Raw genomic sequence first — 12,216 nt, forward strand, 5'->3', positions numbered from 1 at the left:
GTAAAAATATAGTTACTGTTCACAGTAACGTAGCCAAAAGTTACTGTTCACTCCGTTCTCAGTAACACGCTTCGCGATGCACAGAATTTATGCTAATCGCATAAATTCGCGCGGTATATCTCGGTTTTTCTGTGACCTTCGCTCACAAAAAACACCTCGCGGGATATTACCAGTGAACAGTAACAGCCAAAATTCATTCCAGATTGCCTGCGGCAATGGAGTTTGGGCTTGTATGTCTCGGGATAGTGGTGTATAAACAGTAACAAAATATATTAAAAGTCCGGCAGAAAAGCTGTACTCAAAGCACAGTTTTCCACCGGATTATTTTACAGAATTGTTATATTTCAGAATAAACTTTATCTTCTTCCAGAAATCTGGCTTTTCCATCTTTCACTTCAAGTAGATTGATACTGCAGTTTGGAGGCACACATCCATGCCAGAAATGTTCCGGATCCTGATAAACATTCTGAAGCAGTGCACGAACTGCACATCCATGAGAAGAAACAAGAATTGTTTTGTCTGCCAGAGCAGGATCTGTCGTTTTCTCCACCCAGAATTCTCTGGTGCGTTTCAGGATATCAGAAATGTTTTCGCCGTTTTGAGGACGTTCAAATTTCTGTGGCTCTTCAAAGAAAATTTCCATTTCATGGCTGATGATCTTCCCTTGTTCATCCTTAAACCGGCTTCCTTCAAGAACTCCGAAATCAATTTCCTGGATTCTTTTATCCTCAATAACAGGAATCTGCCTGTTTCCCAGCACATAATGTGCTGTCTGTCTCGCTCTTGCCAGAGGACTGGTAAAACAGATATCAAACGGAACATCTTTTAATGCTTCTCCTGTTCTTTTCGCCAGTTCAATTCCTTCCGGTGCAAGGGGAATATCCATTGCCCCCTGCACTTTTTTCAGTTTATTCCACTGAGTTATCCCATGTCTTAATACATAAATCAGCATTAACTTCTCAACTCGATTCCAAGGTCTGTCAGACCATTCAGGATTTTCTTCATTGCAGCTGTAATCTCGCTCTCTTCCAGAGTCTTGTCATGGTGACGGAATACCAGAGAATAAGCCATGGATTTATATCCTCCTTTAATCTGGTTTCCTTCATAAATGTCAAATAACTGATAACTCTCCAGAATCTTTCCACCTCTCTGAGTCAGAATATGTTCAATCTGTCCTGCAAGAACGGTTTTCGGAACGACCATACTTAAATCGCGGGTTACTGCAGGATATTTTGCAATTCCTGTGTATTTATGGTTGAAGCTTGCAAATTCAAGAACCGTAAGGATATCAATCACTGCCACATATGCCTTATCACCGATTCCATAAGTATCTGCAACCAGAGGATGAACCTCTCCCAGATAGCCCACAACCTTGCCATCATAAACCATATTTGCCTGTCTTCCGGGATGAAGGTAAGTTTTTCCGCTGTTTGGATCATAATCTACTTTATCTCTCATTCCTACTTTCTCAAAGAACTCTTCACATACACCTTTCATGTCAAAGAAATCGCCGTTTCCATACATACCAAGTGTAAAGTGCATACGCTCATCCGGAAGTTCTGTAAGAGGAAGTGCATTCGGACGATATACATTACCAAGTTCATAGAGACGTACATCTTTATTTCTTCTGTTATAGTTCGTAGCCAGAGAACTGAGCATACCGTTTAAAGTAGTTGTTCTCATGACACTGTAGTCTTCTCCCAGAGGATTGCTGATCACGATTCCCTGACGGAGCTTACTGTCAACCGGAAGTCTTAATTTGTCAAATATCTTCGGACTTTCGAAAGAATAGGTCATTCCTTCAGAGAAACCACAATATTCCGCAATATCACGTGCCACTGCTTCAATACGAAGTTTAAACGGAAGCTTACCTGTTGTAGCTTCACCTGTAGGCAGAGTAGTCGGAATCTTATCATATCCGAAAAATCTTGCAACTTCTTCTGCAACATCAGCTACATAATGGATATCCTGACGGAAAGTAGGAGCTACGATCTCATTTGTTTTTTCGTCATAGGTCAGTTCTACTTTTGCCAGATAAGCAAGCATTTCTTCCGGTGTCAGGTCAGTTCCAAGAAGAGCATTAATCTTCTCCGGTTTGAAAGGAACTCTGGATGGTTCTCTTACTTCATTGCAGATATCTACCATTCCACCTACGACTTCACCTGCCCCAAGTTCCTCCATCAGCTGGCATGCTCTGTCGATAGCTGCCTGCGCATTGTTCGGGTCAAGACCTTTTTCGAATTTACCGGAAGCATCTGTTCTCAGACCGATTCTCTTGGAAGAAAGGCGGATATTTGTTCCATCAAAACATGCAGCCTCGAAAAGAACGGTTTTTACATCGTCTGTGATCATAGAATTCTCTCCACCCATGATACCGGCAATACCAACTGCTTTCTCACCGTCACAAATCATCAGTACCTGATCATCCATGGTACGTTCCTGTCCATCCAGCGTTACAAATTTCTCATCATTCTCTGCACGACGTACAACGATTTCTTTTCCTGCAATCCTGTCCAGATCATATGCGTGCATTGGCTGACCAAATTCTTCCATTACATAGTTTGTAATATCTACCAGATTATTGATCGGACGGATTCCATTGGAAGCCAGACATCTCTGCATCCATTTCGGAGATGGTCCGATCTTAACATTCTTTACGACTCTTGCGCAGTAACGTGGACAAAGTTTCGGATCTTCTACTGTTACTTTTACATAGTCAGAAGCTTTTTCATCATTTCCCTTACACTCTACAACAGGAGGACAGAATTTCTCATTAAACGTAGCTGCCGCTTCTCTTGCAATTCCCAGTACGCCGTAGCAGTCAACACGATTGGATGTGATTTCATATTCAAAGACAACATCATCCAGGCCCAGTGCCTTGATCGCACTCTCGCCTACAACAGCGTCTTCAGGGAAAATATAGATTCCGTATTCCGGTGCTTCCGGATACATTTCTCTTGTGCTTCCCAGCTCTTCGATGGAACACATCATACCATAGGAATCGATTCCGCGAAGTTTTCCTTTTTTGATTTCAATTCCACCCGGTGTTTTCTTTCCGTCATGTCCACCGGCAACACGTCCGCCGTCAAGAACAACAGGAACCTTATCTCCCTCTTTTACATTAGGAGCGCCTGTAACAATCTGTACAGTCTCTGTTCCGATATTCACCCGGCAGATGATCAGTTTATCTGCATCCGGATGTTTCTCAATTTTTTCAATCTGACCGATCACGATCTTATCCAGATCTGCGTCCAGTTTTTCAAAGCCTTCCACTTTTGTTCCTGTCAGTGTCATGGCATCTGTATATTCCTGTGCTGTCACATCAAGATCCGGCACATACATTTTAATCCAAGATAATGAAGTATTCATTTTGTTAATCCTCTTTCTATATTATAGCTCAGACTTATAGCAGCTTTCCCGGACAGAAATTTCCTCTTGGCTGCATAGCTCTGTTATTTCAGACAGTCATTTCATCAGAACTGTTTCAGGAAACGGATATCATTCTCATAGAGCAGTCTCATGTCATCAATCTCATATTTCAGAAGTGCAATACGTTCAAGACCTACGCCAAATGCGAATCCTGTGTATTCTTCCGGATCAATTCCGCACATGCTTAATACATTCGGATGAACCATACCGCAGCCAAGGATTTCAATCCAGCCGGAACCTTTACAGAAACGGCAGCCTTTACCACCACACTTGAAACAGGATACATCCACCTCTGCGCTTGGCTCTGTGAACGGGAAGTGATGTGGTCTGAACTTAGTTTTTGTCTCAGGTCCGAATAATTCCTGTGCAAACTCCTGCAAAGTTCCCTTAAGATCTGCAAAAGTGATGTTCTTGTCAATAACAAGACCTTCGATCTGATGGAAAGAAGGAGAATGTGTTGCATCTACTTCATCTGAACGGAATACACGACCAGGTGCGATCATACGAATCGGCAGCTTTCCTTTCTCCATAGTACGTGCCTGAACCGGTGAAGTCTGGGAACGAAGAAGGATAGAATCGTTGATAAAGAAAGTATCCTGTTCATCACGTGCCGGATGATTTTCCGGAATATTCAGTTTAGTAAAGTTGTAATCCGCATACTCTACCTCCGGTCCCTCTACTACTTCATAACCCATACCAATAAAGATACGCTCTACTTCTTCCAGGGCGATGGTGTTCGGGTGACGGTGACCGATTTTAGCTTTCTTTGCAGGTAAAGTCACATCAATCACTTCCTGTTTCATCTTCTCTTCACGTGCTGCTTCTTCCAGTTTCTGTTTAGATTCATCAAGAAGTGCTTCTATCTTGCTTCTTGTTTCGTTTACAAGCTGTCCAACCTTCGGGCGCTCTTCCGGTGCAACATCTTTCATACTCTTTAAAATTGCAGTCAATTCACCTTTTTTACCAAGGTATGCCACACGTACTTCGTTCAGTTTTTCCAGACCTTCGGATTTACTGATCCGTTTTCCGGCTGCTTCAGCCAGTTCCTGAAGTCTTTCTTTCATATCCATGTTCTCTTTCTCCTTTATGTCATAATGTCAGAGAAGAAAAATCGTTACTGAGAACAGAATGAACAGTAACGTAAAATCTGACTCTGACTTGATAGCCACAAATCGCTCCGTTGCAAAAGCAGTTCTCGCAATTCATGTTATAATAGCAGAATTGGCAAACAAAAAACTCCGTCCCACTAAAGGGACGGAGCAAAATATCCGCGGTACCACCCTGCTTCCTGCATTTTCTACAGGCTCTCGGTCTGCTTAACGCGCAGTAACGTCATTTCCTACTCAGTAAATACTGTCATTCAGAAATGCGGCTCCGGTGGGAAATTCAGGAAATATCTGAACCTGAGGCAGCTTCCAGCCGATGGCTTCCTCTCTCTGACGGAAAATAAATCCCTGTAAACACCTTCTAAGCTTTTCATGATTATCAACACTAGTAATCATGCCACAGACGTCAAAATCTGTCAAGTACCATTTACATTATTTATTTTTAAGATATTCATCGATACCTTTGGCACCAGCTTTACCTGCACCCATGGCAAGGATAACAGTAGCTGCACCTGTAACAGCATCACCGCCGGCATATACACCATCTTTAGATGTCTTACCTGTTTCTTCTTCAGCAATGATACATCTTCTCTTATTGACTTCAAGACCTTTTGTTGTAGAAGAGATAAGAGGGTTCGGGGAAGTACCAAGAGACATGATAACTGTATCTACATCCATGTCATATTCAGATCCCGGAATTTCAACCGGACGACGTCTTCCGGAAGCATCCGGCTCACCAAGTTCCATCTTGACAACCTTCATACCTTTTACATGACCGTTCTCATCTACAAGGATTTCCTTCGGGTTAGTAAGAAGATCAAAGATGATTCCCTCTTCTTTTGCGTGATGAACTTCCTCTGCTCGTGCAGGAAGCTCTGCTTCACTTCTTCTGTATACGATATGTACTTCAGCACCAAGTCTTAAAGCTGTTCTGGCAGCATCCATAGCAACATTACCACCGCCTACAACTGCTACTTTCTTTCCTGCTGCGATCGGTGTATCATAAGAATCATCAAAAGCTTTCATCAGGTTGCTTCTTGTAAGATATTCGTTGGCAGAGAATACACCGCTTGCATTCTCACCCGGGATACCCATGAACATTGGAAGTCCGGCACCTGATCCGATAAATACAGCTTCAAATCCTTCGTCCTCGATCAGCTGATCGATTGTTGTGGATTTACCGATAACAACATTAGTCTCGAATTTAACACCTAATTCTTTAACTTTTTCAATTTCTTTCTTAACAACTTTCTGTTTCGGAAGACGGAACTCCGGAATACCGTAAACAAGAACACCTCCAAGTTCATGAAGAGCTTCAAATACAGTTACATCATAACCAGCTTTTGCAAGATCACCTGCACAGGTAAGTCCGGAAGGACCGGAACCGATCACTGCAACTTTATGTCCGTTCTTAACTTCTGCTCCAACAGGTTTGATATCATGTTCCAGAGCATAATCAGCAACAAATCTCTCCAGCTTACCGATAGAAACAGCTTCACCTTTGACTCCGCGGATACATTTACCCTCACACTGGGATTCCTGAGGACATACACGTCCACAGATAGCCGGAAGTGCGGAGGATAATCCGATCACTTTGTATGCTTCTTCGATCTTTCCCTCTTTAATCTCTTCAATAAATCCAGGAATATTAATGGATACAGGACAGCCTTCCACACATTTCGGTTTCTTACAGCCTAAGCATCTCTGTGCTTCTTCCATTGCTTCTTCCTGATTGTATCCAAGACAAACTTCTTCAAAGTTTGTTGCACGCACCTTTGGATCCTGTTCTCTTACAGGAACTTTCTTTAACATCTTTGCATCTGCCATTACTTGTCACCTCCACAATGTCCACATCCGCCATGATGGGTATCACCTTCCTGAAGTTTCAGTAATGCACGTCCCTCTTCAGTCTTATACATCTGGCTTCTCTTCATAGCCTGGTCGAAATCAACGAGATGTCCGTCGAATTCCGGTCCGTCTACACATGCAAACTTAATCTCATCGCCAACCTGAAGACGGCATGCGCCACACATACCTGTTCCGTCAACCATGATCGGGTTCATGCTGACAATTGTATGAATGCCAAGCTTCTTGGTAAGAAGACAGACAAATTTCATCATGATCATCGGTCCGATCGCTACACAGACATCGTAATGTTTGCCTTCATTTGTTACCAGATCCTCAAGAGTCTTGGTAACCATACCTGCACGGCCATAGGAACCGTCATCTGTAGTAACATAAAGATTGGAAACTTCTCCCAGTTCTTTCTCAAGGATAACCATATCCTTAGTTTTTGCACCAAGAATAACATCTGCTGTGATTCCATGTTCATGGAGCCATTTTACCTGTGGGTAAACAGGGGCTGTACCAACCCCGCCGGCAACAAATACCATTTTCTTTTTCTTTAATTCTTCGATATCTTCCTCAACAAATTCAGAAGGACATCCAAGAGGTCCTACGAAATCGCGGAATGCATCTCCTGCTTTTAATTCTGCCATCTTGATGGTAGATACACCAATCTCCTGGAATACGATTGTGATCGTACCTTCTTCACGATCATAATCACAGATAGTAAGAGGGATTCTCTCACCCTTCTCATCTAACTTAACGATAATAAATTGTCCTGGCTGACAATGGCTTGCAACACGCGGTGCGTGTACAACCATAAGATGGATCTTAGCTGCCAGTGTTTCAGCTTTTAAAATCTTATACATGGTTTTCCTCCTCGCAAATAATAAACCTCTATTAATAATACGCCAAAATCTGACATATGGCAAGGGTTGATTTGTAGCATATATAAGATTTTTTTCACTTTTAACACTCTTTTTCTATCATTTCATATAATTTTGCCAACGCTTCCTTAATACCGCCAACCTCATCGATCAGCCCTTCTTTTACCGCCTCTTTTCCTTCCAGCATGGTTCCTACATCTTTTACCAGCTGAGAAGTATCAAGCATCAGCTCTTCCAGACGTTTCTGAGATGCTCTGGAGTGTTCGGAAATAAATGTAGTGATACGGTCCTGAATTTTCTCCATATTCCGGTAAGTCTGAGCCACTCCGATAAACATACCATTGGAACGTACCGGATGGATCACCATCGTAGCACTTGGTACTGCGAAAGAATAGTCCGCAGATACGGCCATCGGAACTCCGATAGAATGTCCGCCGCCCAGAACCAGTGACACTGTTGGTATACTTAATGAGGCAATCATCTCTGCAATGGCAAGCCCAGCCTCCACATCTCCTCCCACTGTGTTTAAAAGGATCAGCAATCCTTCTATTTCTTCATCATCCTCAATGATGGCAAGCTTTGGAAGTACATGCTCATATTTTGTAGTTTTGGAATGGGAGGGTGCAGACTCATGACCTTCCACCTCACCAATGATGGTCAGAAGCTCTACCTTGTGTTTTCGGGAATTGCTGTTTAAAACCACCTGTCCCATATCTTTGATCTGCTCATTGGTACTTTCCTGAACTTTATTTTCTGACTCCTGTGTCTCACAGTTTTGCAGCTTCATCCCTGTTTCAGACTCTTCTCTTTTTTCTCCATATCTGTTTTCAGACATAAAAATACCTCCATTTTCTCTATGGAGGTATTATGTGTGTTTCTTTTATAAACTATACATGTCCGACAGCAATAACCCAAAACAGGCAGTCTCAATATACCTGCGGTATTTTACTGCTCATCCCAGTTTGTCCAGTAATCTGTGACATCATCGTCATCATCCAGAAGATCCAGAGTTCTCTGAAGATCCTTGAGTGCCTGCTCATCTGTAAGCTCCACATAAGTCTGAGGAATCATGGCAACCTGTGCTTCTGCAATAGGCAGACCTGCTTTTTCCAGAGCTTCGCGAACTGCACTGAAATCATCCGGAGCAGTGAGAATCTCATAACTGTCCTCTTCCTCGCTGAAGTCCTCAGCACCGGCATCCAGAGCAAGCATCATAATCTCGTCTGCATCCATCTCACACTCTTCTTTGTCAATAATGATCTGACCTTTCTGATCAAACATATAGGATACACATCCCTGAGTTCCGATGCTTCCGTTACCCTTTGTAAATGCATTACGTACATTACCTGCTGTACGGTTCTTGTTGTCTGTCAGAGTCTCAACAATGATAGCAACACCGTTCGGACCATATCCTTCATATACAGCTTTCTCGTAGTTATCTGCAGAATCAGCACCTGCTGCTTTTTTGATACCACGTTCAATTGTATCGTTTGGCATGTTGTTTGCTTTCGCTTTGGCAATTACATCACGAAGTTTGCTGTTATTATTCGGATCCGGACCGCCTGCTTTGACAGCCATAACCAGCTCACGTCCGATTACTGTAAAAATCTTACCTTTTTTTGCATCGTTTTTCTCTTTCTTATGCTTAATGTTTGCAAATTTTGAATGTCCTGACATCTTTCTTTCTCCTTTTGTTAATTATTTTTATCTGCTGCTGTTTATACAGCAACATTATTATCCCGCTCCACCTTAACCTTGCCAATGGTTTTATTACCAATAGACAAGATCGTAAAGCAGTATCCAATCGCTTTTATGCTTGTATCAACATCCTTATCTGTAGGAATATGTCCCAGAATATTGGTCAGATAACCGTTCAGTGTTTCAAACTCTGTATCCCCAAAATCTGCATCCAACTCTTCTTCCACATCCTCCAGATAAGCAAGCCCGTCAATGATCAGACTGTTATCTTTCTGTGCGCGGATCGTAATTTCATCCTCATCATATTCATCCAGAATATCTCCGACAATCTCCTCCAGAATATCCTCCATGGTAACGATCCCGGCTGTCTGGCCATATTCATCCACAACAATTGCCATATGGATCTTTCTGGCCTGCATAGTATGAAAAAGATCTCCAATCCCCCTTGTTTCAGGAATCAGGGATGCCTGGCGGATAATTCCGGGCAGTTCCTTCAACGGTTTGAACTTCGCCCAGGGATTCTGTGTCATAAACTTAAGCGCATCTTTATAATGGACAATTCCTTTGATATTGTCAATATTCTCCTCATATACCGGATAACGGGAATTCCCCTCTTCCAGCATAGTGTCAATCATGTTCTTGAGCAATATCTCCTCGTCAAAGGCCACCACATTCTTTCTGTGAGTCATGATATCATGGGCTTCTGTCTCATTAAAAGATATGATATTCTGGATCATTTCCGCCTCATTCTCCTGGATGACGCCCTGTTCATGAGCTTCATCTACAATGGAAATGATTTCCTCTTCTGTGACAGACTTTTCTGTACGGTTTATCTCCACACCAAAAGGCACTGCTGCCAGTCTGGCGATCCAGGTGACAAATACAGTAAAAGGCTTTAACAGATTCAGCCAGAAATGTACCAGGTTCAGATACTTATATGCATAAGCTTCAGGATGATAAGTACCAACCCGCCGAAAAGCCAGAATACCGATTGCAGCAAGAAAAATCACGCACAATGCCATTACCAGGATCAGTGCAGGCACATGCTTTATGTATGGATAAAATGCATCCACAGCATATGGGACCAGAAAAGTACCAAAACAAATACCACATGCCATTACGATCAGCGGAATTACATTGACAAACTGCGCCGGTTTGTCGATCAGAGTCATCAGCATCTGTGCTTTTTTATCGCCTTCCTCTGCTTTCTTCTGTGTATCATTCTCACTTATGTTTCTCAGCGCTGCGGCAAACCCGTAAAAGATTCCATTCAGCCACAACAGTAACAGTAAAACAAATAAGCCCCAGAGGGGCATACTACTGCCATCTTCCATTATATTATTCAGTCTCCTCCTTATTGAATATGCGTAATTACTGGTAAAATATATCACTTTCTCCATTAATCGTCAAGATACTGACCGGACAGAGATACCAAAAATTACTGTTCATTTATTGTTCACGCACTACTATCCGAGACATGCAAGCCAAAAAATCGCAATACCGGATCAGATGATATATCCCTTAAAAAGTAAAATCAGAACGTAAGCTCCAGACTGATCTCAAGTGCATGATTCACCTTATCCAGCATCGCATCATCCAGATGACAGACTTTATCTTTTAATCTTCTTTTATCTATAGTACGAAGCTGTTCCAGCAAAATCACAGAATCTTTTTCAATCCCATAGAGTTCCGCATTGATCTCAATATGTGTAGGAAGCTTAGCCTTGTTCATTTTTGATGTAATAGCAGCACAGATCACTGTAGGGCTGTGCCGGTTACCTACGTTATTCTGAATGATCAGAACCGGCCGGATTCCACCCTGTTCACTCCCCACTACAGGGCGAAGATCAGCATAAAATATATCCCCTCTTTTAATTACCACACAATTCACACTCCGATTCTTTCCGGTTTCAATTTACAACATTGCCATAAGAAGAAACCTTGTTATCAGCCGGATATTTCCTGTCCGGTTAAGATAAAGTATTTCCACCTTTTTCTTGTGTATACATGCGTGGTATATAAAAATCAGTTATCGCTCACTTCGTCTCTATTCAGCAAACAGTAACATTATATTTCTTTCCCGTTTTTAATATAGACTCTCGGCACACGCGGGCTGATATCACAGGCAAACTCATAGGAAAATCTGCCACAGAGATCACCAATCTCCTCAATACCGATAAACTCATCCCCGTCTCTGCCGATCAGTGTTACCTCATCGCCCTTCTTCACATCACCAATCTCAGTCACATCTACCATAAACTGGTCCATACAGACTCTGCCAAGGATCGGAGCCTTTTGTCCATGTATCAGAACCCAGCCTTTATTGGAAAGCTGCCTGGAATAGCCGTCTGCATAGCCCACCGGAACAGTTGCCACACGAAGCTTCCTGTCAGCCACATAAGTACCGCCGTAGCTGATCGCTGCTCCGGCAGGAACGTCCTTCACATAAGTCACATGACTCTTAAGTTCCATAACCGGCTCAAGCTTTACAATATCTCTCTCCACCTCAGAAGAAGGATAAATTCCATAAATTGTGATTCCGGCACGGACAATATTCAGATTTGCTTCCGGCATACGTATGATGCCCGCACTGTTAGAACAGTGATGCAGAGGAATTTCCACTCCTGCCTCTTCTACGCGTCTTGAAAAATCCAGATACCGCTCCAATTGTACCATAGCCGGACTTCTGTCATACTCATCTGCTCTTGCAAAATGAGTAAACATACCCTCAATCTCAAGATTTGGAAGTTCTGAAATTTTTTTAATTTCCTCTACATTTTCCTGTGCATCCGCAAAACCGATCCTGGTCATTCCTGTGTCCAGAGCAATATGAATATGTACAGTTTTTTTCTGCAGAACCGCTTCGTCTGAAAGTTTCCTTGCCTCCTCATATTCGCACACTGCAGGACGGATCTCATAACGGACAAGTTCCGGAAAATATTCATCAAAAACAATTCCAAGGATCAGGATTGGTTTTGTAATCCCGGCTTCTCGCAGATGAATCGCTTCTTCCGCAGTTGCAGCCGCAAATCCCCAGATATAATCATAATCCTCAATGAGATGTGCAACCGGCACCGCGCCATGTCCATAAGCGTCAGCCTTTATGACTGCGATCATCTTTGTCTCTTCTGCAATATTTTTTCTCATTTCCCGGAAATTATGTTCTACTGCATCCAGTGAAATGACTGCTTTTACTCTGCTATCTTTCTTCATAATAATTTTCCTCTGTTATTTTTTCATGTTAATATCTG

General features: G+C 42.5%; 10 protein-coding genes and 1 other annotated feature. All 10 genes read right to left on the minus strand.

What is annotated here, in order from left to right; translation table 11 throughout:
* Window positions 1-337: 337 nt before the first annotated feature.
* Entirely contained in the window at window positions 338-952 is a 615-nt protein-coding gene (locus tag NQ550_RS13620; RefSeq protein ID WP_022379995.1) for a histidine phosphatase family protein, read from the minus strand.
* Window positions 952-3,369, minus strand: coding sequence for a phenylalanine--tRNA ligase subunit beta (gene pheT / locus NQ550_RS13625; RefSeq protein ID WP_025577076.1), 2,418 nt, complete (start codon window positions 3,367-3,369; stop codon window positions 952-954). Before pheT ends, NQ550_RS13620 begins: the two co-directional genes overlap by 1 nt.
* 104 nt (window positions 3,370-3,473) lie before the next feature.
* Window positions 3,474-4,493 carry a phenylalanine--tRNA ligase subunit alpha gene (gene pheS, locus NQ550_RS13630; protein ID WP_025577077.1) on the minus strand — a complete coding sequence of 340 codons (1,020 nt, stop codon included), beginning with the start codon at window positions 4,491-4,493 and terminating at the stop codon, window positions 3,474-3,476.
* Between the two features lie 183 nt (window positions 4,494-4,676).
* Window positions 4,677-4,908: a binding site (T-box leader), on the minus strand.
* A gap of 59 nt (window positions 4,909-4,967) precedes the next feature.
* Complete coding sequence (gene gltA / locus NQ550_RS13635) at window positions 4,968-6,362, minus strand: NADPH-dependent glutamate synthase (protein WP_022379996.1); 1,395 nt, start codon at window positions 6,360-6,362, stop codon at window positions 4,968-4,970.
* A complete protein-coding gene (locus NQ550_RS13640; protein ID WP_008703921.1) occupies window positions 6,362-7,249 on the minus strand; it encodes a sulfide/dihydroorotate dehydrogenase-like FAD/NAD-binding protein in 888 nt (295 codons plus the stop codon). Before NQ550_RS13640 ends, gltA begins: the two co-directional genes overlap by 1 nt.
* Before the next feature lie 100 nt (window positions 7,250-7,349).
* Window positions 7,350-8,102, minus strand: a complete 753-nt coding sequence (locus NQ550_RS13645; protein ID WP_022379998.1) for a ClpP family protease — start codon at window positions 8,100-8,102, stop codon at window positions 7,350-7,352.
* Window positions 8,103-8,212: 110 nt separating this feature from the next.
* Window positions 8,213-8,944 (minus strand): YebC/PmpR family DNA-binding transcriptional regulator, encoded by a 732-nt coding sequence (locus NQ550_RS13650; RefSeq protein WP_008703925.1) that lies wholly within the window; start codon window positions 8,942-8,944, stop codon window positions 8,213-8,215.
* A gap of 41 nt (window positions 8,945-8,985) precedes the next feature.
* Window positions 8,986-10,299 carry a hemolysin family protein gene (locus NQ550_RS13655; RefSeq protein WP_029676808.1) on the minus strand — a complete coding sequence of 438 codons (1,314 nt, stop codon included), beginning with the start codon at window positions 10,297-10,299 and terminating at the stop codon, window positions 8,986-8,988.
* 200 nt (window positions 10,300-10,499) lie between these two features.
* Window positions 10,500-10,847: a type II toxin-antitoxin system PemK/MazF family toxin gene (locus tag NQ550_RS13660; protein ID WP_020994045.1), complete on the minus strand. Its 348-nt coding sequence runs from the start codon at window positions 10,845-10,847 to the stop codon at window positions 10,500-10,502.
* 185 nt (window positions 10,848-11,032) lie between these two features.
* Complete coding sequence (gene alr / locus NQ550_RS13665) at window positions 11,033-12,178, minus strand: alanine racemase (RefSeq protein WP_008703932.1); 1,146 nt, start codon at window positions 12,176-12,178, stop codon at window positions 11,033-11,035.
* Window positions 12,179-12,216 lie beyond the last annotated feature (38 nt).

Source organism: Blautia wexlerae DSM 19850 (genome assembly GCF_025148125.1).
GTDB classification, from domain to species: domain Bacteria; phylum Bacillota; class Clostridia; order Lachnospirales; family Lachnospiraceae; genus Blautia_A; species Blautia_A wexlerae.